Origin of the sequence: Sorangium sp. So ce836, assembly GCF_028553905.1 — a bacterium.
Classification (GTDB): Bacteria; Myxococcota_A; Polyangia; order Polyangiales; family Polyangiaceae; genus Sorangium; species Sorangium cellulosum_D.
The window spans coordinates 8,709,542-8,730,129 of sequence record NZ_CP102233.1; the positions used below are offsets into that span (position 1 = coordinate 8,709,542).

The following is a 20,588-nucleotide window of genomic DNA, read 5'->3' on the forward strand; positions in this document are numbered from 1 at the left end:
GCCGGCGAGCTGACCAGCTCGACGGCCATGTCGAGCTGGTGGAGCTGCGGGCGGCTCATCGCCCCGTCCAGACGGCGAGGAGCGCGTACGCGATCGCCACGGCCTGGATGACCGCGAAGCTCAGGAGGCCGGCCGGCAGGAAGTCGAAGAAGCCGAACCGGATGGGCTTTCCGTCGAGGTCCCGCAGGTCGGCCCGCTCCGTGAGCGCCTGCGCGAGCGGGCCCGACGTCGCGGCGGTCAAGAAGAGCGAGCTGCCCGCGCAGACCGACAGGGCAAGGCCGACGTAGACGGCGGGCCCGGGCAGCCGCTCGGCGAGCGACTCGGCCACGTCGAGCAGCGCCGCCATGCTGGGGCCCGCCGAGAACAGCCCGGTGAGCACGCCGGCGAGGACGAGGAACGCGACGAGCTGGAGCGACGGCGCGACCGGCAGCCGCTCCAGCGAGCGCGAGACCTCCTCGAACAGCCCGGTGCGCCGCACCGCCGCGACCATCACGAAGAGCGAGAGGAGGAAGAGCACCGCCTCGATGTCGAGCCCCGTCCTCGCGAGCCGCTCGCCGAGCCGGCGCGCCATGAGCAGCGCCGCGCCGGCGCCGAGCCAGCACACGAGCTCCGGGCCGACGCCGAGCTCCGCGGGCAGGAACAGCCACGCGACCACCATCGCGGAGAGCGACGCCACCGCCGGCACGAGGAGGCGCCGATCGGCGCGCACTCGCCGGTGGAGCGCCTCCATCGCCGCGCGCGTGAGCCGCGCCGAGACCGGATCGCGCGGCACGCCGGCCGCCGGGCGCACCACGGCGCCCACGACGAGGAGCAGGACGGCGAGCGCGAAGAGCGTCGCCGGGGCGGCGCGGGAGAGGTAGGCCCCGAACGTCATGCTGCCCCGGCCGAGCAGCAGGATGGCCGGGAAGTCGCCGATCGGCGTGGCGGCCCCGCCGAGGTTGCAGGCGACGAGCAAGAGGCCGAGCAGCCAGGAGACGTACCGCTGCCGCGTGCCCATGAGCTTGAGCAGCACGTGCAGCACGGGCAGGACGAGCACGAGCGCCGTGAGGTTGTTGACGACGCCGCTCACGAGGTACATCGCGATCGAGAACACCAAAACGACGCGGAAGGGCTCGGCGCCGCTCAGCCGCGTCGCCGCGACGGCGAGGCGGTCGAAGAGCCGCGAGGCGGCGAGGAGCTGGGACAGGAGCCCCAGGGTCACGAGGATGACGAGCACGTCCCACGGCACGTCGGCGAGCAGGCGCTGCGTGGTCGCGACCCCGAGCAGCGTCGACGCGAGGGAGGCGAGGGCCGCGCCGCCCGTCACGATGAGCACGCGGCGCGACGGCAGGAGCGCCTGGAGCAGGAGCGCGCCGAGCAGGACGGCGAGGAGCGCGGCCTGGGGCGCCGTCACGTCGCCTCGCGCGCGGGCGCGCGCGGGCGGCCCGCTCCAGCTGCGGTGGCCCCGAGCCCGGGCGGCCGCACGAGGTACGAGAAATCGGCTGGGCTCGTCTCGACCATCCAGCGCGGGTACACCGTCATGGGCCGGCCGAGGATGTCCCAGCCGATCAGCGAGCGGAACTGGGTCCGCACGTCGGGGCCCGAGACGCGCAGCCACGAGGGGCTCACGTGCGCCGCGTGCCCGTCGGTGCCGTAGACGAAGGTGAGCAGCGCGCTCCTCCGCCCGGCCCAGCGGTGGAGCTCGGACAGCTCCACCGGCGTCATGAGCCCGTCGTAGTTCGCGAGCACCCGCCGGAAGTCCGGCTCGAGCCCGCCCGCGTCGGTGACGAGGCCCGCCTCGACGCCGGAGAGCCGCGGCACGAGCGCGTCGAGGCAGTCGGCCTCGATCCCCACGACGAGCAGCCGGGTCACGCCGCGGAGCGCGTCGAGGACGCCCGCGGGGTCGAGCGGCGCCTCGGCGCCGCCGGAGAGCCACCGCTCGGCGATGAAGTCGAGGACGGGGAACTCGCGCCCGAGCTGGTCGCGGGCCTCGCTGACGAGCGGGGCGCCGCCGGCGGCCATCAGCTCGCGCAGGAACAGCCGCGCCGCCGAGCGCATGCCCAGCTCGGCGGCCACCATCCGGAACGCCTGCCCGAGCGCCGGCGGCAGCGCCATCAGGCCGGCTCCACCCCGGCGCGGGCGCGCCCGGCCCGCGCGAAGAGGGCGTCGAGCAGGCAGACCATGGCGGCGTTGGCGAGCGCGTGGTGCGGCGGGCCGTCGGTGAGGCAGTCGACGAGCGCGGCGAGCTCCGGCGAGCCCTTCGGGGCGAGGCGCGTCAGCGGCGCGAGCGGGAGGGCCAGCGGGTAGTCGTGATCGCTGCCGCGCGCGAGGTGCGGCGGCAGGCGGATCGGGACGGGCAGCGACTCGCCGCGCGGCGCGCCGCCCTCGTCCGGACCGAGCTCCTCGAGCAGGAGGCCGAGCAGGCAGAGCAGCGTGTAGCTCGCGCCGCGGTGGTGGATGGGGCCCTCCCCGACGATGCACCGGACCACGAAGGCGCGCTCCTCCGCGTCGGGCATCCACGGGGCGAGGAGCGCGTCGAGCCTCCCGGGGCGGATGAGCGCGGACACCGCGGACGAGGGCAACGGAGCGTGGCGCGGGCCATGGTCGCGAGGCGGTCGGGGCGGAGGCATGGGGGCACCTCAGCGTAGCTGCTCGGAACGGCCCGGATCCAGGCTAGATCGAGGCCTGCAGTCGACGAACGATCCTGCGTACGACGCAGCCAAGGAGTCAGCATGCAAGCACGCAAAATTTGGGCATTCGGCATCCTGATGGCGCTCTCGGCCTGCTCCGGCGATGGCAGCGAGAGCACCGGCGGCCCCGGGGCCGCCGCGTGCCCCGCGTCGGGCACGGGCTCGCTCGCGCTCGACATCGAGTCGGCCGTGCCCGCCGACGTGCGCGTGAGCGACGCCGCCGGCGTCGTGGACGGGGGCACGGCCGCCGAGAGCCGCACGCTCACGCTGCCGGCGGGCGAGTACCGCGTCAGCGCCCACCGCGTCCGCAGCCCGGGCGAGCTGGTCGGCCCGGCCTACCAGGGCGCGATCGAGGGCGAGGACACCGTGTGCGTGCGCGACGGCGAGACCGCGACCGTGGCCGTGCGGTACACGCGCGAGCCCGGGAGCGAGAAACTCTGGGTGACGAACGTCAACGGCGACGGCCAGATCCTCGCCTTCGACGCCGCGCAGCTCGCGGCGGGCGGCGAGCAGGCCCCGAGCGCGATCATCGACGCGGGCCTCACGAGCCCCACGGCCCTGCGGGTCGACGGCGCGGGCCGCCTGTGGATCGGCGATAGATCCGGCGAGCTCGCGGCGTACGACGCGGCGCGCCTTGGCGCGTCGACCGCCGACGAGCCCGACGTGCTGCTCGGCGGCAGCGCCGTGTGCGAGACCTCGTTGCCGTGCGGCCCGCGCGCGCTCGCCTTCGACGCCGAGGGCGCGCTGTGGGTCGCGACCCTGAGCCGCGTCGTGAAGCTCGCGCCCGAGGCGCTCGGCGGCTCGGGCGAGCCCGCGCCCGCGATCACGCTCACGAGCCCCGACGCGAGCCGCCCCGAGTCGCTCGCCTTCGACGCCGACGGCAACCTGTGGGTCGGCGACGGCGCGACGAACGGCGTCGCCAAGTTCGCGGCCGAGCGGCTCGCGGCCGACATCGCCGACGAGCCCGCGGACGTGGTCCTCCTCGGCCAGAGCCCGCCGCCCGTGGTCGCCAACCTGCGCGGCCCGCAGGGGCTCGCCTTCGACGCCGACGGCAACCTGTGGGTCGGCTACTTCGCCGGCAACCAGCTCGTACGGTACACGCCGGAGGAGCGCGCGGCGAGCGGCACGCTCACGCCCGCGGTCCTCTTCGACATCGACGTGCTCGCGCTCGTGACGGACCTCGCCGTCGACGAGTCCGGCAACCTCTGGATGCCGGGGAGCGCGGGCTCGCTGTACCGCATCGACGCCGCCGAGCTCTCCAAGGAGGAGCCGTCGCTCGTCCCGCTCACGAGCGACGTCATCGGGAACGCGGCGAAGCTCACGCTCAACACCGTGGCAGGGCCGACCTACATCGCGCCTTGAGCCCCTCCACGCGCCGTACACACCGCGGCTTTATCCCACGCAGAGCCCGCTCGTCGGCCGATATCGGATCTGCGGTGAGGCCGATTTCACTCGACGAAACCGCGGTAATTCGGCGTAGCGTGGCAGTATGACCCTGCGACGCGATCATGCCCTCTCCTGCACGACGCTCCTGCTCATCGCATGTGGACTGGCCGGGTGCGGCAAGGCCTCCACGCGGCCCGCGGCCGCGCCGGACGCCGCGGCCTCGGACGCCGCGGCCTCGGACGCCGCGGCCTCGGACGCCGCGGCCTCGGACGCCGCGGCCTCGGACGCCGCGGCCTCGGACGCCGCGGCCTCGGACGCCGCGGCCGCGCCGCTGACGCTGCGGCGCTCGGCGGACGACATCATCCTCGCGGCGAAGCTGCCGCCCGAGACCGCGCCGCGCGCGTCGCTCGAGATCCACCGCCTCGACGCCTACGCCGTGTGCAACGCGGCGCAGGCGCGCCTCTCCGCCAGCGTGAACGTGGACGTGAACGCGAGCGCCGGCGCCGGGCCGAGCGCGCTCACCGTGTCGAGCCTCGTCATCGGCGGCCTCGGGCTCGCGGGCGGCATCACCACCACGGTGCTGGCCGCGGGCCTCGAGGCGCCGAAGATCCCGGCGGGCACGCCGTCGCTCCCGGACGCGGAGCCCCCGGACGTGGAGGGCAAGACCGGCGTCATCGTGGCCGGCGTCCTCACCGGCGTCGTCGTCGTGGGCGCTGTGGTCGGCACGCTGCTGCTCGTCGGAGGCGACGACGACGACGACGGGCACAAGGGCAAGCTCGACCTCGGCGCCGGCGGCCCGCGCCTGCGCGGGCTCCGCGACGCGATCCGCGATTTCGAGGCCTCGTGCCCCGACGAGCCCGCAGAGGACGCCCTCACGGCGTGCATCGACAAGGCGCGCGCCCTGCGGAGGACCTGCGCAGCGCAGTGATCGGCGAGGAGGGCTCCGCCGTCACCGGCTCCGGCGGAGCGGCCCCCGCCCCCTGCGCGGGCGCGGCGGGGCCTGGGGCGCCGGGCTCGGCGGCGCATCGCCCGGCGCCGCCGCGAGGCCCTCGAGGATGAGCCGCGCGCCGTAGCGGAACCGCGCGTCGAGATCGGCGTCGGCCATGTGCGGGAACGCCGCGGCGAGGTGCGGGTACGCGCCGCGCGCCATCGCCTCCCGGAGGTGCGCCGGGTCGGCCTTGCCGCCGCCCGCCCCGCCGGCCGGGGTGATGGCCTGCTCTTCGAGCGTGAAGCCGATCGTGTAATAGACCAGCGTCCACGCCCCCCACGCGGCGGCGCGCGGCGACAGCCCGGCGTCGCCCAGCGCGCCGAGCAGCAGGTCCGAGAACCGCAGCGTGTTCTCCTGCGTGACGTAGGTCCCCGCGAACACCCGCGCCCCGTCCCGGTGCGCGAGGAGCGCCCGGCGGAGCCGCTCGGCCATCTCGGCCGCCCGGTCCCTCCACGTCGCCCCCTCCGGCGCGCGGATCACGCAGTCGGCCAGCATCGCTTCCGCCATCGCGTCGAGCAGCTCCTGCTTGTTCTTGACGTGCCAGTACAGCGTCGCCGCCTGCACGCTCAGCTCCTGGCCGAGCCGGCGCATCGTCAGCGCGTCGAGCCCGACCTCGCCGAGCAGCCGCAGCGCCGTCGAAACCACCTGCTCCCGTGTCAGCCCCATGACCGCGCCTCGCTCTCCCCTTCCCCGGCTCCTCGGGCCCGGAAATCGGGCCAGCGCCTTGACTCTAACACCGTTCGAGTCACTCTAACAATGTTCAAGTCGTTGTTGGACGTGGAGGCTTCGATGGCGATGGATGCTGAGGTGGTCGTCGTGGGGGGCGGTCCGGTCGGCCTGATGCTGGCCTGCGAGCTCGCGCTCGCGCGGGTCCGGGTGCGGGTGCTGGAGCAGCGGCCCGCGCGGATGCAGGAGTCGCGCGCGCTCACGCTGCACCCGAGGACGCTGGAGATCCTCGACCAGCGCGGGATCGTGGACCGCTTCCTGCGCCGCGGCGCCCCGGTGCCGGCGGCGCACTTCGCGGTGCTCGAGCCGCGGCTCGATCTCTCGCGCCTCGATACGCGGCACCCGTACACGCTGTTCCTGCCGCAGGTCCAGACGGAGGAGCTCCTGGAGGAGCGGGCCCGCGAGCTCGGGGTCGAGGTCCTGCGCGGCCACGCGGTCGTCGAGGTCTCGCAGGACGAGGGGGGCGTCTCGCTGCGGGTCGAGGGCCCGGAGGGCCGCTACGGCGCGCGCGCCGGCTACGTCGCGGGCTGCGACGGGGCCGGGAGCGTGGTGAGGCGCTCGCTCGGCGTCGGCTTCCCGGGCAGCGACGCGACGCGGACGGCCTTCCTCGGCGACGTCGAGCTCGCGGAGCGCCCCGCCCGGCCCGTCTCCCTCGCGGGCCCGCGCGGCGCCGTGCTCATGGTGCCGCTCGGCGACGGGCTCCACCGCTTCGTCGTGCACGATCCGCTGCGGGCCCACGCCGACCGGTCCGAGCCGGTGACGCTGGACGAGCTGCGGGGCTCGGTGCGGCGGATCCTCGGGACGGACTTCGGCATGCGCGGCGCGCGCTGGCTGTCCCGCTTCGGCAACGCGACGCGGCTGGCCGAGCGGTACCGCCTCGGGCGCGCGCTCCTCGCGGGCGACGCCGCGCACATCCATTTTCCGATGGGCGGCCAGGGGCTCAACGTCGGTCTGCAGGACGCGATGAACCTCGGCTGGAAGCTCGCCGCCGCGGTCAAGGGCTGGGCGCCGCCTCGGCTGCTCGACAGCTATCATGACGAGCGCCACCCCGTCGGCCGGGCGCTGTCGCGCAACACGGAGGCGCAGACCCGGCTCATGGATGTGTCGGAGCCCGGCCTCGCCCTCCGCGAGCTCCTGAGCGACCTGCTCGCGATCGACGCCGTGAACCGGCGCCTCGCCGGGCAGATCAGCGCGCTCGACGTCGCGTATCCCCCCGCCGAGGGCGCGCCGGCGCACGCCTCGGTCGGCAGGCGCGCGCCGGACCGCGCCCTCGAGATCGCGCGCGGTCCGGCGCGCCTCTACGAGCTGCTCCACGCGGGCCGGTTCGTGCTGCTCGACCTCGCCGGCGACGCCGATCTCCAGGCCGCGGGCGGGGCCTACCGCGATCGCGTCGATGTCGTCCAGGCGGCGATCGTCGATCCGCCGGGCGACCTCGCCGGCGTCGAGGCCCTCCTGGTGCGGCCGGACGGGCACGTCGCCTGGGCGAGCGACGCGTCGGGGCGCGCGGCGCGGCTCGACGACCTCCGGAGCGCGCTCGCTCGCTGGTGCGGCGGCGCGTGAAGCGCCCTGACGCCCCGGCGCGCCTCTGCGCATGGAAAACGGCGCACGCCCGTCCGCGCGATCTCTCGCTTCCCCGGCGCGAAGTTGAATAGACTCCACAGGCACGGATCACCCGCACAGCGGACGCGCGCGTGCCCGCCCCGACGGCTCCAGCGCTCGATCCGCGCTACCGCGCACGGCCGAGCCGCGCGCCCCCGAGGAGCGAATGAAGCGCATACATCTGTTCGAGCTCGAAGACTTCAGCTGGTTTCCGGGGTGGCTGCGGTCGTGCATGACGCGCCTGATCGTGACGGTGCACAAGGCGCTCGGCTCGAGCGACGAGCTGGCGGAGCTGATCGCCCGCGCGCTCCGTGAGTCGCGCTCCGCCAGCATCGTCGACCTCTGCTCCGGGAGCGGCGGCCCGATGCTCGACGTCCTGGAGCGCCTGAACCAGAAGCCGGGGTTCGAGGGCGTCACGCTGACGCTCACCGATCTCTACCCCAACACGGAGGCGGCGACGCGCATCAACGCCCGGGGAGGGAGCAACGTGTCGTACCGGACGACCCCGCTCGACGCCACCGAGGCGGGCCGCGAGACGGCGGGGCTCCGGACCATGATCAGCAGCTTCCACCACATGAGACCGGAGAGCGCGAGGAAGATCTTGGAGACGGCCCAGAGGAGCAGACAGCCCATCTGCATCTTCGAGATCAGCGACAACAGCTATCCGGCGTTTCTCTGGTGGACCGCCCTGCCGGCCAACTTCCTCATGTGCCTCCTCATGACGCCGCTGGCGAGGCCCGTGACCGCGCGGCAGCTCGTCTTCACGTACCTCTTCCCGATCATCCCGCTGTGCTTCGCCTGGGACGGGGCGGTCTCGAACGCGAGGACCTACACGCTCGAGGACCTGGACGAGCTGCTGCGCGGGCTCGGGGACGAAGGGTATCGATGGGAAAAGGGGGTGATCGGCGGCAGGATGAAGAAGATCTACCTGCTCGGCATTCCCACCCAGGTCGCCGGCGACTGAGCCGCTCCGACGCGGACGAACCGGTATGTACCGGTCGTACGGCGACCGGCGCTCGCCGGCGGCGCCGCATTCCTGTCGTCGAATCGAGAGGCCGGGTTAAGGCGAGGCCCTTGTGCGCGTTCCGGATTGCCCCCTACTATCGACGTGCGGTCATCGATGTAACGTGGGATGCGCAACCGCGATTCGCCTGTCCGGTTGCGGAGGGGAGCACGATGACCGAAGCGAATGGATCGCTTGGTTCGCTGGACGATTTCATCGCCCACTCTACGGAGATGCTGTTCGTCGCGAGGGGCGACGGCGCGCTGTTGCGGTGGAGCGACGCGCTGGGCCAGGTCGTCGGGCCTGCGCTCGCACAAGGGACCACGTTGACCGAGCTCTTCCACCCTGAGGACCGCTGCACGCTCACGACGAGCTGGGAGCAGGTCCGCGGGAGCACCGCCCCCGTGGAGCTCCACGGCCGGGTCCTGAGCGCGGAGCAGAGCTACAGGCCGTTCTCGTGCGTCGTGCGCGGCGCGCGCACGGATGGGCTGGTCTATGGCGCGTTCCGCGACGCGCCCCCGGGCGACGGCGTCCAGGGGGAGCTGGCCCGGCTGAGGGAGCGGGACCGGATCCTCGGCGCGCTCATCGACGCCCTCCCGATAGCGGTGTGGGCCATCGACGCCGATGGCACATACACCTACCACGACGGCAAGGCGCTCGCGGCCGCCGGTCATCGGCCTGGGCAGCTCGTTGGACAGAACATCTTCGACCTTTACGGCGACATGGCGGACGGCATCGAGCGCGCGCTGGCCGGCGAGGCGCAGCACGGGCTGTCGGAGGTCCACGGCTGTGTGTGGGAGAGCTGGATGGTCCCGCTCTCCAGGGCCGCGGGGCACGTCCGCTCCGTCGTCGGGTTCTCGCTCGACGTGACGGAGGGCCAGCGCGCGCACGAGGCCCTCCAGACGAAGCTCGACGTGATCGAGGCGCAGCAGCGGGTCATCCGGGAGCTCGCCGCGCCGATCATCGAGGTGTGGGACGGCGTGCTGGCGCTGCCCATGATCGGCGTCGTCGACAGCGCGAGGACGGCCGAGGCGATGGAGAGCCTGCTCGAGGCGATCTCGATCCGCGCGGCGCGCTTCGCGGTCCTGGATCTCACCGGCGTGCAGGTCGTGGACACGAAGGTGGCCGATCACCTGATCAAGCTCGTGAGGGCCATCCAGCTGCTCGGCGCCGAGGGGATCATCTGCGGCATTCGCCCGAACGTGGCGCAAACGATGGTGGCGCTGGGGCTCGACCTCAGCGCCATCGTGACAAAGGCCAACCTGCGCGCCGGCCTCACGCACTGCATGCAGCGGCTGAGCCGGCGCCCGCCGGCGCCGCGATCGAGCCCCTGACCGGCGCGCCGCCCACCGCGGCGCGGCGCGAGGGGCTACGCCACCCCTGGCGCAGCTCGCGCGCTCGGCGCCGCGAACGCCGGGCGCCTGGGCTCAGAACAGCTCGATGTCGTCGAGCTCGAGGGACGCCGCCTGCCCCGCGGGCGTGCGCCAGATCAGGTCCATGACGTTCCACACGTCGAGCGGCGCCGGCGTGCCCCACCCCTGCTGCCGCAAGTCCGACCAGCGCACTTCCACGGTGATCCACTCCGATCCGGACCAGAGGTCGATTCCATGGTGGTCGAGGCAAACCGAGCAGTACCCACTCTCGGGCACGGTGAGGAGCGAGCTGACCTCGAAGCGGACCGGGTAGGACTCGGAGCGCATCTTGAAGCGGATGCCCTGGAAGCTCGCCACGTTGACCGACCACGCGTCGAAGTCGAGCATGACGCCGGCGCCCCACTCGGTCGGGATCGCCGGGGAGTAAACGCCGAGCGCCGTCCCGGTGCCGGGCCCTGCCGACGGGACCAGCTCGAGGGGCGGGATGGTCGCGTCGCTCAGCGCCACCCACGGCCCGGTGAACGGCGGCGAGATGCCGGCGTACGGCGGGCCGCCAAAGAAGTCTCCGTCATCGAAGCTCTCGATGAGGAGGGCCGGCGTCGCGCAGAAAGGCAGCCACTGGCAGTCCGGATCGCCGCAATCGGTGAGCCCGTCCCAGTCGTCGTCGTAGCCGTTGCTGCACGCCGCGTCGGTGCTCTCGCCCCACGGCATGCAGGCGGGCTGCCCCTGGCACTCCGGATCGTTGCAATCCGCGAGCCCGTCCCCGTCGTCGTCATAGCCGTTGCTGCACGCCGCATCGTTGTCCTCGCGCCACGGCACGCAGTAGGGCTGCCACTGGCAGTCCGGATCGCTGCAGTCCGCGTACCCGTCCCCGTCGTCATCGTAGCCGTTGCTGCAGGCCACGTCGGTGTTCTCGCCCCATGGCGCGCAGAAGGGCTGCCACTGGCAGTCCGAATCGCTGCAGTCCGTGTATCCGTCCCCGTCGTCATCGTAGCCGTTGCTGCAGGCCACGTCGGTGTTCTCGCCCCATGGCGCGCAGAAGGGCTGCCACTGGCAGTCCGGATCGCTGCAGTCCGCGTACCCGTCCCCATCGTCATCGTAGCCGTTGCTGCACGCCACGTCGGTGTCCTCGCGGAGCGCCGTCGTGTCGTCGACCCCGATGGCGATGTCGAGCGTCCCCTGGCCGACGGAGACGACATCGTCGTCCGCCCGGAATTGAAATACGACCGTCGACGCCGCGCCTTCGTAGATGAAGACCGTCGCCGGGTTGGGCGACGTCAGGGCCGCCTGGACCTGCTGGTAGCCGCCGCCGGTCCACCGCTCGAGGACCCAGCCGGGCTCCAGGTACACGTCATAGCGGCCGACCGGCAGCACCTCCGTGAGCACCGTCGTGTCGACGTCTCCATACACGAGCCGGTTCGTCGGGCCGTCGATGTCGAACCACGCGCGGGATAGGCGGTAGGTCGCGCCCGTGGCGCTGGTCCCGACCAGGGCGAGGCTGATCGAGCCGACGTCGGAAACCTGCTCGGCGCCGTCCGGCGCCTCCGCTCCGCAGCCGACCGGGATCGTGAGCGCCGAAAGAATCGAGCAGACGAAGAGTTGTCGCAAGTATCTCATGATAACTTCGTATCAGAGACGCCCGCGCATGAAAAGCGCGTTCGGCGGCCGCGCGACGACGGCGCGCGGCCGTCGTCTCATTTTGAGCGGCGAGCGGCGAGCGCCGCGCGCCGCGCGCCGCCGTCGATTTCGTGCGGCGCGCGCAGGTCGCGTCGCGGTCGACCCGTCACCCGACGGCGCGCTGGGCGCCGGCGGGGAGGCTCTCCCCGTGGCGCTCGGTCTCCCGGACGAAGCGCGCCCACTCCTCGTCGAAGGCGCGCGCCACGCTGGGGCGCGCACGCAGGCGCGCCTGGTACGCGCGGAGCGCCGGCCAGGCCTTCAGGTCGATGGGCGTGACCGAGGACCAGTTGAGCACCGTGAAGAGGTAGGCGTCGACGACCGAGAAGCGATCGAGCAAGAACTCCCGCCCTTCGAGCCGCCCCGCCACCCAGCCGAGGCGCGCGTCCGCCTTGGCGAGCGCGTAGCTCTTGACCTCGGCCGGGGCCGCCTTGTCGAGGAGCGGCACGTAGACCGCCTTGTGGAGCTCGGTGCCGATGAAGCACAGCCACTGCTGGAGCCGCGCCCGGCCGAGCGGATCCCGCGGCGCGAGCCCCGCCTCCGGGAACCGCTCCGCGACGAGCTGCAGGACCGCCGCGTTCTCGGTGAGGATCTCGCCGCCCTCGATCTCGAGCGCGGGCACGAGCCCGAGCGGGTGGACGGCGCGGAAGTCCGCGCCGTCCTCGGTCCGCTTCGTCTTCGGGTCGACCTCGACGAACGAGGCCTCGGCGCCGGCCTCGTAGAGCGCGATGCGCGTGGCGAGAGAGCATGCGAGCGGGGAGAAATAGAGCTTCATGAAGACCTCCTGACGGCGAGGAAGGTGCGCCTCGAGAGGCTGTGCGTCCAACGCATCGTCGTGATAGGATCTATGCGTGTCACGCATAGCTGCTCTCCCTGCGCCCCCGGCCATCGGCCCGCGGCCCCAGCTCGAGATCCGCGATCTGGAGCTCGTCGTCGCGCTCTCGGCCGCCGGGAGCACGGCGGGCGCGGCGTCCGCGATGCACATCACGCAGTCCGCCGTGAGCCGGGCGCTCGCCCAGGCGGAGGAGCGGGTCGGCGCGCGCCTCTTCGAGCGCACCGCGCGCGGGGTCACGCCGACCGCCGCGGGCGAGCGGCTCATCGCCGGCGCCGGGCTGATCCTCGCGCAGCTCCGCGAGCTCGAGCTGGAGGTGGCGGCGCCCGCGGCCCCGACGACGCGCGTCCGCCTCGTGTGCGAGTGCTACACGGCGTACCGCTGGCTGCCCTCGGCGATGGCGGGCCTACGGCGCCGGCTTCCCCGCCTCGAGGTGGAGCTCGCGGTGGAGCACACCCAGGATCCGGTCGGCGCGCTCGTCCGGGGCGACATCGACGTCGCGCTGCTCACCACCGCTTCGTTGCCGGGCCCCCGCGAGGGGGGCGGCGCGCTCGCGGAGCGGCCGCTCTTCTCGGACGAGGTCGTGTTCGTGGTCTCGACCTCGCACCCGCTCGCCGGGCGGGGGTCGCTCACGCGCGATCACCTCCGGAAGGGCCCGCTCATCACGTCGAACACGCCGCCGGCCGAGGCGCGCTGGTTCATGGGCGCCGTCTTCGGGCGAAAGCGGCCCAGGCTCGAGTTCCTGCGCTTTCCGCTGACCGAGGCCGTCATCGACGCGGCGCGCGCCGGCATGGGCATCGCGGTCCTGTCGGAGTGGATGGCGCACGGCTATCTCGCGGACGGCGATCTGACGGTCAAGCGGCTCTCGTCCGGCCCGCTGCGCCGGCCGTGGCGGATCGCCTGCCGGCGCGCGTCGGCGGACGCCGCCGAGCGCCTGAGCGCCGCACTGGAGGGCTCGGCGCCGCGGCTCTACACCCGCGCCGGATGAGGCGGCGAGCCGCGCCTCGGGACGTGCGGCGATGACGGAGGCGCCGCGCCAGGGCGCCGGGGACCGGACGGACGGGTGAGGGCGGGCGGCGCGGGCGCCCCTGTTTCGGGCCGACGCAGAAAAAAATCGCCCGATGTGTCGATCTCGCGTCCCCTCGTTCGTCGCGTCGACAAGGGCGAGGGCTCACGCCCGGTCGAGACCGCGCCGAGCGCGGCTCGAGAAGGGAGACACGACGATGCGATTCATGATGCTGATGATCCCGAGGGGGTACGAGAGCGCGGCGCCGGGCACGATGCCGGACGCCAAGGCGGTCGCTGCGATGATGAGGTACAACGAATCCTTGCAGAGGGCGGGCGTGCTGCTCGCGCTCGACGGCCTCCACCCGCCCTCGATGGGCGCGCGCATCTCGTTCCCCGGAGGGAAGCCCCAGGTGGTCGACGGGCCTTTTGCCGAAGCAAAGGAGGTGCTCGGCGGCTACTGGATCATCCAGGTGAAGTCGAGGGAAGAGGCGATCGCGTGGGCCTCGCGCTGCCCCGGCTCGGAAGACGCGATCATCGAGGTTCGCCAGGTCCAGGAGCTCGCGGACTTCCCCGCCGACGTCCAGGAGGCCGTGGCCGGGCTACCCGAGATGCTGGCGCAGCCGGCGCGGCGCATGAGCACGTGACGCCGCGGCCGCAGCGCCCCGGCGGGCCCCGCGCGCGGGGTCACGATCAGCCGAGGCCGGCGTCCTCCGGGGTGCCCAGCATCAGATTCAGGTTCTGCACCGCCGCGCCGGAGGCGCCTTTGCCGAGGTTGTCGAGGCGCGCGACGACCAGGATCTGATCGGGCTTGCCGAACACGAAGACGTCGAGTCGGTTCGTGTCGTTGCACTCGAGGGCGCCGAGGTAGCCGTCGTCCAGCGCGCCCTGGCCGCCAAGCGGCATCACCCGGATGAACGGCTCGCCGGCGTAATACGACGCGTAGAGCTCGTGCACCGACGCGGGCGTCGCCGGTCGGCTCAGGGCGTCCACGAAGAGCGGCACCGAGACGAGCATGCCCTTGTAGAAGTCGCCCACGACCGGCTGGAAGAGCGGCGCCCGCTCCAGCCCGGCGATGGCGCGCATCTCCGGCAGGTGCTTGTGCTGCAGGGTGAGCCCGTACGGGCGCGCGCTGCGGAGCTGCTCGCGGCGGGCCGGGTCGGCCTGCTCGTAGGCCTGGATCAGCTTGCGCCCGCCGCCGCTGTAGCCGGTGAGCGAGTGGGCGACCACGCGGGCGTCCCTGGGCAGGAGCCCCTGATCGACCAGCGGAACCACGAGCGCGAGGAAGCCGGTCGCGTGGCACCCGGGGACGGCGACGCGCCGCGCGCGCCGGACGGCCTCGCGCTGCCCGGGGCGGAGCTCGGGGAAGCCGTACACCCAGCCGTCGGCGGTGCGGTGCGCGGTGCTCGGATCGATGACGCGCGTGCTCGGGTTCTCGATCATCCCGATCGACTCGCGGGCGGCGTCGTCGGGCAGGCACGTGATGAGCAGATCCGCCTCGTTGATCATCGCGCGGCGCGCCGCCGGGTCCTTGCGCCGCTCCGGATCGATCTCGAGCAGCTGGAGGTCGCGGCGGCCCTGCAGCCGCTCGCGGATCTGGAGCCCCGTCGTCCCTTCCTGTCCGTCGATGAACACCCGATGCATGGTGGGCGTTTCCATACGCCGAGCGCGCCCCCGGGACCAGCGCTTCGCGCGCCCGAGGGGCAGCGGTCGCCGGGGCGGCGCGTCGAGGCGGGTGGTACCATCGCGGCATGGCCGATGATCTGAGCAGGGACGTGCAGCTCCTCGATCGCGATCTCGTGGCGGTGCGGCGCGATCTGCACCGGCACCCCGAGCTCGGCTACGCCGAGGTGCGCACGTCGCAGATCGTCGCGGAGCGGCTGCGCAAGCTCGGCCTGTCGGTGCGCACCGGCGTGGCCGGGACGGGCGTCATCGCCGACCTCGAGGGCGAGCGCGCCGGCGGCACCCTGCTCTTGCGCGCCGACATGGACGCGCTGCCGGTCGAGGAGCGGTCGGGGCACGACTTCCCGTCCGAGGCGAGGGGCGTGATGCACGCGTGCGGCCACGACGCCCACGTGAGCGCGCTGCTCGGCGCGGCCACGCTGCTCGCGGCGCGGCGGGACCGCATCGCCGGCAGGGTCCGCTTCCTCTTCCAGCCCGCGGAGGAGCTCGCGGGCGGCGCGCTGCGGATGATCGAGGCGGGGGCGCTCGACGGCGTCGATCAGGCGCTCGGCGCGCACGTGCTCTCGCCGCTGCCGTTCGGGGTGGTGGCGACGCGGCCCGGGCCGTTCTTCGCGGGGATCGACACGTTCGAGATCGCCGTGGTCGGGAAGGCGGGCCACGGCGGGCTGCCGCACCTGTCGGTCGATCCGATCTACACGGCGGCGCAGGTCGTGACCGCGCTGCAGTCGATCGTCTCGCGCGAGACGAAGCCGGGCGAGCCGCTCGTCGTGAGCATCTCGGCCATCTCCGGCGGGAACGCGGCCAACGTCGTCGTCGAGCGCGTGGCGCTCCAGGGCACGGTGCGCTGGTTCTCGCAAGCGAACCGGGAGCACGCGCTCGACCGTCTCCAGGGAATCGCCTCGGGGGTGTGCTCGGCGCTGCGGGCCTCGTGCGAGTTCAGGGTGCTGTCGAGCTCGCCCGTGACGGCCAACGCCGCGGCGCCCGTGGATCTTGTCGCGGCCGCGGCGCGGGCGACGCAGCGCGCCGAGGTCATGGATCCGGGGCCGCTCACGGTCAGCGAGGATTTCTCGGAGTTCACGACCCGCGTGCCTGGGTGCCTCTTCACGGTGGGCGCGGGCGGGCCGACCGCGGCGCCGCACCACCACCACGCTTTCGACCTCGATGAGCGCGCGATCGGGCTCATCGCGGAAATTTTTACGAGGGCGGCACTGTCAGCGCTCAGGCCGGAGTGACGCGGCCAGCGCAACCTGGGTGCGAGGCGGCCGAGCTCAACCTGGGTGAGCCACCGACCTGCCCGGCTCAACCTGGGTGAGGCGACGGGCGGCCCCGGCTCAACCTGGTTGCGTCCGGACGGCGGCGAGCGGCGACGCCCGCGCGCTCCCCCCCGCCGTGGCGCCATGCTGGCGGCCGCGATGACGAGAACGCTGCGGACCCTCCTCACCTCCCACCGCTTCACCCTGCTCCTGCTCGCCTCGATCGCCGCCGGCGCCGGGCTCGGCCTCGCGCTCGGCGAGCGCACGGCGGTGCTCAAGCCGCTCGGCGACCTCTTCCTCAACCTCCTGTTCACCCTCGTCGTGCCGCTGATCTTCTTCTCCATCTCCTCCGCGGTGGCGGGCATGAGCAGCCTGCGGCGCCTCGGGCGCATCATGACCGCGATGCTCGGCGTCTTCGTCGCGACCGGCCTTGTCGCGTCGGCGCTGATGCTCGCCGCGGTCGCGCTCTACCCGCCCGCCGAGGGCCTGCAGGTGACGCTGCCCGGCAAGCCGGAGGTCGCGCCGGTCAGCCTCGGCGACCAGCTGGTGGGCGCGGTCAGCGTCCCCGACTTCGGCGACCTGCTCTCCCGCAGGAACGTGCTGCCGCTCATCGTCATGGCCTTCCTGGTCGGCCTCGGGACCACGGCCGCCGGCGAGCGCGGCCAGCCGGTCGCGCGCCTGCTCGCCTCGGCGAACGAGGTGATGCTCAAGCTCGTCGACTTCGTGATGTACTACGCGCCGATCGGCCTCGGCGCCTACTTCGCGCACCTCGTCGGCGCCTTCGGCCCGACGCTGCTCCAGTCGTACGTCCGCGCCATCGGGCTCTTCTATCCGCTCGCCGCCGCGTACTTCTTCCTCGCCTTCACGCTCTACGCGTGGCTCGCCGGCCGCGGGCGCGCGGCGAGGGCGTTCTGGAAGAACATCCCGGCGCCGGCGCTCACCGCGCTCGCGACCTCGAGCAGCATGGCGGCCATCCCCTCGAACCTCGAGGCGGCGCGGCGCTCCCGGGTGCCTGACGACATCGCGGAGGTGATCATCCCGATCGGCGCGACCATCCACATGGAGGGCTCGTGCCTCTCGGCGGTGCTCAAGACCGCGCTGCTCTTCGGCGTCTTCGGCCGCGAGCTCGGCGGGGCGGACACGTACCTGGCCGTGCTGGGGGTCGCGCTCCTGAGCGGCACCGTGATGAGCGGCATCCCCGGCGGGGGATTCATCGGAGAGCTGGTGATCGTCTCGCTCTTCGGGTTTCCGATGGAGGCGCTGCCCATCATCTCCACGGTCGGCGCGCTCGTGGATCCGCCGGCCACGCTGGTCAACGCGGTCGGCGACAACGTGAGCAGCATGATGGTGGCCCGCCTCCTCGACGGCCCGGCCTGGCACGAGCGGCCGGCGGACGCCGCGCCGCCGGAGGCCGGCGCCTAGCACTACTGCGGGAAGTTGCCCCGGATCGGCAGAAAAACCGCCATGGCGCCAAGGTCGCCAAGGGGACAGAGGAAGCGCCGTCCCGGCATTTCCCCCTCCCATTTCCCTAGTTTCTTGGCGCCCTTGGCGCCATGGCGGTTCGCTTCCCCGTCCGACTTCCCGCAGTAGTGCTAGAGGTCGAACAGGTTTCTCCTGGCGCCGATGTAGCGCGCGCTGTGTCGTTTCCGCGCCGCGATGTGGGCGAGCGCATGCTCCACAGCCGTGCGCTGCCTGAGTACGGCGCGTCCTGGCCCGGTCTGCTGCAGCTCCCGGAGCTTGCTCTGCAGCGCTTCGTCTTCGGCGATGGACACGGTTCGCCCTCGTCCCGAGGCGGCTTGGGTGCATTGGGCTCGGAGGGGGCATGCGCCACACTCCTAAGGATCGAACTCGACCGTGTCGCCGGGCTCGAACACTTCGACCTGTCCCGCCGGGCACGTCATCGTCTTGGTGCGCAGGTCAATCTTGAGGTCGCGCTTGCAGAACAAGTCGGGGCTGCGAGCCCGCTGCCCCACGGCCTCGAGAACACCTTGCCCTTCGCGCGGATCACGTCGTCAACGACGGGACGGTTCACATAGGCGCGATCAATGTGGAGTTCGGCGCTGCGCAGCTGCTGACGCTCGATGTCCTTGGCGATCGGCGCGGCTCCCTCTTCTTCGGGCCGATTCGCGGGTGTGACGGCGCAGGCGACGATGACGGGGAGGCCAAGGTCTCGTGCGATATGTTCCTTGTAGCCGTCGAGCCGCTTCGAGCGGCTCTTTCTGCCGTGGCGCATCTCGGCATCTTGCTCGTCCTGCGCGTCATGCTGCCTCCGGTCTCCGGCTCCAATGCCGGCTCCGAAGGCGCCCGCCCCCCGCCTAGCTCCTCGCGAGCTTCGAGCCTGCCAAGAGCGCCTGATCCAGGCGCGTCTGATCCAGTGTGGCCTTCAACGTCTCAGCCGAGTAGAGGTTCGCGCCACGAAGATCGGCATGGCTCAGATCGGCGCTCTCGAAATCGGCCTCCATGAAATTCGCCTTGACCGCATGCGCCCGGAAGATCCTGGCATGCCGGAAACGAGCGCCCTTGGCCGTCACCCGATGGAGCACGGCATGATCGAGCACGCTGTGCGAGAAGATCCCGGCGCTCAGATCCGCTTCCATGAAGTTTGCCGACCGAAGCTCGGCGGCCTGAAACGAGCACCCAGGCGCCCTGACGCGCTGAAACGAACCCTTCGACAGCTTCGCGTCATCCGCCCTGAACCGCACCATGGACGCATCGTCGAAGCTCGACTCCTCGGCCGAACAATCGTACATCTGCGCGTCGTCGAGGACCGCGCGCCGAAACGTCGCGAGGCGCAGCGCCGCGCCCGAGAACGTCGCGCCGGCGGCGCTGGCCCCGTCGAAGACGACGCCAATCAGCGTCGCGTCGGCCAGGTTGGCTCGCGCGAGCTCCGCGCCATCGAACGCTGCCCCGGAAGCGCTGGCATCGGCAAGCGTCGCATCGGCGAGCCTCGCGCCGGAGAAGATCGCGTTCGTCAGGTTCGCTCCGGAGAGGTTCGCACCCGCGAGGTTTGCGCCCTTGAAGCTCGCGCGCGCCGCCGAGACGCGGTCGAGATCGGCGCCCGCGAGATCCGCGCTGTCGAAGAGCGCCCCCTCGAGCCTGGCACCGCTGAAACGCGCGCCCGTGAGGTCCTTGCCGCGAAAGTCCATGTCGGTGAGGTCGCAATGAAAAAAGCTCACGCCCGACAGGACGGCCCCGGATGCCACGAGCGCCGCTGCCTCCTCCCTCGGCATCGCGGGCGGGAGCTCTACCGGCCCCGCCAGGAACCCATCCTCGGCGCTGCCGACAGGCGGCGGCGCCTCGGGGCCAGGCGCCTTCGAGACCCGAGGAGCCATCTCGCCCTCGATCCGGGCAAAGAGTCGCTGCTGTATCGTCTCGGTGGCTGTCTTGGCATGAACATCATCCATGCACGCATAGAGCAGCGCTATCTCGGGCGCGTCCTCACGCGTGACATTGAGGATGCCACGCCACACCAGACAGACCTTCAGCGCGTCCGCGTCGAACCACACCGTGTCCAGGTTCAGCGGGATCTCCCTGAGCTTGCCGCCTGCCTCGCGGGTCTGCTGCGCGAAGGTCCGAGGCGCGAGGCCAGGGAGCTTGCCGTTGATGACCGAGAGCCTGGGGTGCACGCCCGCCAGATAGAAGTCCTCGTCGCCGCGCGGATATGCGATCTGCTGCTCGGGCGGCGCCGCGTTGAAGTACCTCCAGTCGAAGTCTCGCGGGAAATACGGCCATCGCTCCTTGAGCCAGGTGCTGTCGTACGTGCCCAGCCGCGAAGCCCGGAGCGCCCAGGTGGCGGGGACCGGCGCGAAGCACACGGGGGCCGGACGATCCTGCTCGCTGCGAAGCAGCTTGTCCCCTCGCTCCAGGTTCGGCAGCCAGGGGCCGGCGACCCCCTGGACGAGACCCCGGCCAACGGGGTTCTCGCGGTGCCCCGGTCCGCCAAAGGCCCGCTCGTAGCGGAGCGGGATGCGATCGAACGGGCTCGGCGCCGACGGCCCGCTCATCTGCCACTTCCGATCGCCGATCGCTGCCAGCGAAAGCCGCAAGCTCTGGCCGAAGGCGAGCTGCACGCTCGTGGCGCCGGATCGCTGCGGCCGTGCGTACGCGTGCCCCACCATCAATATATCGGCACTCGGCTTGAAAGGCGCATGGTCGGACGCGTACCTGAGCGTCCCTTGTGGATCATCGTCGAAATAAACGTCCCCGGTCGGGGGCTCCTGCTCGCTCGGCGGGAGCGGCTCGGCCAGCCTCTCCGGGACGATGGTCATCGAGCTCTTGACCACCACGACGAGCGCGTCCTGCGGCGGCAGGAGCTGCCACGGGCGGACGGCCGCGGCGATGGATCCATGGGTGACGATGGGCACCGTCTCCCTGCGGCGAACCGGCAGATCGAGCAT

At 72.5% G+C, this 20,588-nt stretch carries 18 protein-coding genes and 1 pseudogene; 9 read left to right on the forward strand and 10 right to left on the reverse strand.

Annotated elements, in window-relative coordinates; all coding sequences use genetic code 11:
• Positions 1-55 precede the first annotated feature (55 nt).
• The 3 genes from NQZ70_RS31465 to NQZ70_RS31475 are packed head-to-tail and all read right to left on the reverse strand — an operon-like array spanning position 56 to position 2,546.
• Positions 56-1,393: an SLC13 family permease gene (locus NQZ70_RS31465; RefSeq protein WP_129577523.1), complete on the reverse strand. Its 1,338-nt coding sequence runs from the start codon at positions 1,391-1,393 to the stop codon at positions 56-58.
• On the reverse strand, positions 1,390-2,094 hold the full coding sequence (locus NQZ70_RS31470; protein WP_129577524.1) for a hypothetical protein: 705 nt from the start codon (positions 2,092-2,094) through the stop codon (positions 1,390-1,392). Before NQZ70_RS31470 ends, NQZ70_RS31465 begins: the two co-directional genes overlap by 4 nt.
• Complete coding sequence (locus NQZ70_RS31475) at positions 2,094-2,546, reverse strand: hypothetical protein (protein ID WP_129577525.1); 453 nt, start codon at positions 2,544-2,546, stop codon at positions 2,094-2,096. Before NQZ70_RS31475 ends, NQZ70_RS31470 begins: the two co-directional genes overlap by 1 nt.
• A gap of 165 nt (positions 2,547-2,711) precedes the next feature.
• Between NQZ70_RS31475 and NQZ70_RS31480 the strand changes: the two genes are divergently transcribed.
• Together NQZ70_RS31480 and NQZ70_RS31485 are read left to right on the forward strand one after the other, a co-directional pair.
• Entirely contained in the window at positions 2,712-4,031 is a 1,320-nt protein-coding gene (locus NQZ70_RS31480; RefSeq protein WP_129577526.1) for a hypothetical protein, read from the forward strand.
• A gap of 127 nt (positions 4,032-4,158) precedes the next feature.
• On the forward strand, positions 4,159-4,983 hold the full coding sequence (locus tag NQZ70_RS31485; protein WP_207217533.1) for a transcriptional regulator: 825 nt from the start codon (positions 4,159-4,161) through the stop codon (positions 4,981-4,983).
• A gap of 21 nt (positions 4,984-5,004) precedes the next feature.
• Here the strand turns inward: NQZ70_RS31485 and NQZ70_RS31490 are convergent, their stop codons facing one another.
• Positions 5,005-5,709 (reverse strand): TetR/AcrR family transcriptional regulator C-terminal domain-containing protein, encoded by a 705-nt coding sequence (locus NQZ70_RS31490; protein ID WP_129577527.1) that lies wholly within the window; start codon positions 5,707-5,709, stop codon positions 5,005-5,007.
• Positions 5,710-5,838: 129 nt separating this feature from the next.
• Between NQZ70_RS31490 and NQZ70_RS31495 the strand changes: the two genes are divergently transcribed.
• The 3 genes from NQZ70_RS31495 (at position 5,839) to NQZ70_RS31505 (ending at position 9,705) form a co-directional block, all read left to right on the forward strand.
• Positions 5,839-7,329: a monooxygenase gene (locus NQZ70_RS31495; protein WP_129581689.1), complete on the forward strand. Its 1,491-nt coding sequence runs from the start codon at positions 5,839-5,841 to the stop codon at positions 7,327-7,329.
• A gap of 205 nt (positions 7,330-7,534) precedes the next feature.
• The gene (locus NQZ70_RS31500) at positions 7,535-8,332 is read left to right on the forward strand and encodes a hypothetical protein (protein ID WP_165374272.1); all 798 of its coding nucleotides are present in this window, start codon (positions 7,535-7,537) and stop codon (positions 8,330-8,332) included.
• Positions 8,333-8,544: 212 nt separating this feature from the next.
• A complete protein-coding gene (locus NQZ70_RS31505; protein ID WP_129577528.1) occupies positions 8,545-9,705 on the forward strand; it encodes an STAS domain-containing protein in 1,161 nt (386 codons plus the stop codon).
• Positions 9,706-9,798: 93 nt separating this feature from the next.
• On the opposite strand, the gene NQZ70_RS31510 is transcribed toward NQZ70_RS31505, so the two are convergent.
• Together NQZ70_RS31510 and NQZ70_RS31515 are read right to left on the reverse strand one after the other, a co-directional pair.
• Positions 9,799-11,361, reverse strand: a complete 1,563-nt coding sequence (locus NQZ70_RS31510) for a hypothetical protein (protein ID WP_129577529.1) — start codon at positions 11,359-11,361, stop codon at positions 9,799-9,801.
• Between the two features lie 166 nt (positions 11,362-11,527).
• Positions 11,528-12,193: a glutathione binding-like protein gene (locus NQZ70_RS31515; RefSeq protein ID WP_129577530.1), complete on the reverse strand. Its 666-nt coding sequence runs from the start codon at positions 12,191-12,193 to the stop codon at positions 11,528-11,530.
• 76 nt (positions 12,194-12,269) lie between these two features.
• On the opposite strand from NQZ70_RS31515, the gene NQZ70_RS31520 reads away from it, so the two are divergent.
• Together NQZ70_RS31520 and NQZ70_RS31525 are read left to right on the forward strand one after the other, a co-directional pair.
• On the forward strand, positions 12,270-13,238 hold the full coding sequence (locus NQZ70_RS31520) for a LysR family transcriptional regulator (protein ID WP_129577531.1): 969 nt from the start codon (positions 12,270-12,272) through the stop codon (positions 13,236-13,238).
• Positions 13,239-13,473: 235 nt separating this feature from the next.
• The gene (locus NQZ70_RS31525; protein ID WP_129577532.1) at positions 13,474-13,902 is read left to right on the forward strand and encodes a YciI family protein; all 429 of its coding nucleotides are present in this window, start codon (positions 13,474-13,476) and stop codon (positions 13,900-13,902) included.
• A 46-nt stretch (positions 13,903-13,948) separates the two neighbouring features.
• Here the strand turns inward: NQZ70_RS31525 and argC are convergent, their stop codons facing one another.
• Entirely contained in the window at positions 13,949-14,899 is a 951-nt protein-coding gene (gene argC, locus NQZ70_RS31530; RefSeq protein WP_237244214.1) for an N-acetyl-gamma-glutamyl-phosphate reductase, read from the reverse strand.
• A 107-nt stretch (positions 14,900-15,006) separates the two neighbouring features.
• Between argC and NQZ70_RS31535 the strand changes: the two genes are divergently transcribed.
• Positions 15,007-16,170 (forward strand): M20 family metallopeptidase, encoded by a 1,164-nt coding sequence (locus tag NQZ70_RS31535; RefSeq protein ID WP_129577534.1) that lies wholly within the window; start codon positions 15,007-15,009, stop codon positions 16,168-16,170.
• Between the two features lie 180 nt (positions 16,171-16,350).
• Entirely contained in the window at positions 16,351-17,613 is a 1,263-nt protein-coding gene (locus tag NQZ70_RS31540) for a dicarboxylate/amino acid:cation symporter (RefSeq protein WP_237244215.1), read from the forward strand.
• Between the two features lie 170 nt (positions 17,614-17,783).
• Here NQZ70_RS31540 and NQZ70_RS31545 read toward each other — a convergent pair.
• From NQZ70_RS31545 to NQZ70_RS31555, 3 genes and pseudogenes are all read right to left on the reverse strand, one after another.
• Positions 17,784-17,966 (reverse strand): annotated as a pseudogene (locus NQZ70_RS31545) (IS5/IS1182 family transposase); the annotation flags it as partial.
• A 122-nt stretch (positions 17,967-18,088) separates the two neighbouring features.
• Entirely contained in the window at positions 18,089-18,424 is a 336-nt protein-coding gene (locus NQZ70_RS31550; RefSeq protein ID WP_237244217.1) for a transposase, read from the reverse strand.
• 82 nt (positions 18,425-18,506) lie between these two features.
• Positions 18,507-20,588 carry a DUF2169 domain-containing protein gene (locus NQZ70_RS31555; protein ID WP_129577536.1) on the reverse strand — a complete coding sequence of 694 codons (2,082 nt, stop codon included), beginning with the start codon at positions 20,586-20,588 and terminating at the stop codon, positions 18,507-18,509.

Bases quoted from the DNA above. Each gene is read 5' to 3' on its own strand.
- NQZ70_RS31470 (WP_129577524.1), bottom strand. From the start codon at position 2,094: ATGGCGCTGCCGCCGGCGCTCGGGCAGGCGTTCCGGATGGTGGCCGCC.
- NQZ70_RS31480 (WP_129577526.1), top strand. From the start codon at position 2,712: ATGCAAGCACGCAAAATTTGGGCATTCGGCATCCTGATGGCGCTCTCG.
- NQZ70_RS31485 (WP_207217533.1), top strand. From the start codon at position 4,159: ATGACCCTGCGACGCGATCATGCCCTCTCCTGCACGACGCTCCTGCTC.
- NQZ70_RS31490 (WP_129577527.1), bottom strand. From the start codon at position 5,709: ATGGGGCTGACACGGGAGCAGGTGGTTTCGACGGCGCTGCGGCTGCTC.
- NQZ70_RS31495 (WP_129581689.1), top strand. From the start codon at position 5,839: ATGGATGCTGAGGTGGTCGTCGTGGGGGGCGGTCCGGTCGGCCTGATG.
- NQZ70_RS31500 (WP_165374272.1), top strand. From the start codon at position 7,535: ATGAAGCGCATACATCTGTTCGAGCTCGAAGACTTCAGCTGGTTTCCG.
- NQZ70_RS31505 (WP_129577528.1), top strand. From the start codon at position 8,545: ATGACCGAAGCGAATGGATCGCTTGGTTCGCTGGACGATTTCATCGCC.
- NQZ70_RS31510 (WP_129577529.1), bottom strand. From the start codon at position 11,361: ATGAGATACTTGCGACAACTCTTCGTCTGCTCGATTCTTTCGGCGCTC.
- NQZ70_RS31515 (WP_129577530.1), bottom strand. From the start codon at position 12,193: ATGAAGCTCTATTTCTCCCCGCTCGCATGCTCTCTCGCCACGCGCATC.
- NQZ70_RS31525 (WP_129577532.1), top strand. From the start codon at position 13,474: ATGCGATTCATGATGCTGATGATCCCGAGGGGGTACGAGAGCGCGGCG.
- argC (WP_237244214.1), bottom strand. From the start codon at position 14,899: ATGCATCGGGTGTTCATCGACGGACAGGAAGGGACGACGGGGCTCCAG.
- NQZ70_RS31535 (WP_129577534.1), top strand. From the start codon at position 15,007: ATGGCCGATGATCTGAGCAGGGACGTGCAGCTCCTCGATCGCGATCTC.
- NQZ70_RS31540 (WP_237244215.1), top strand. From the start codon at position 16,351: ATGACGAGAACGCTGCGGACCCTCCTCACCTCCCACCGCTTCACCCTG.
- NQZ70_RS31550 (WP_237244217.1), bottom strand. From the start codon at position 18,424: ATGCGCCACGGCAGAAAGAGCCGCTCGAAGCGGCTCGACGGCTACAAG.
- NQZ70_RS31555 (WP_129577536.1), bottom strand. From the start codon at position 20,588: ATGCTCGATCTGCCGGTTCGCCGCAGGGAGACGGTGCCCATCGTCACC.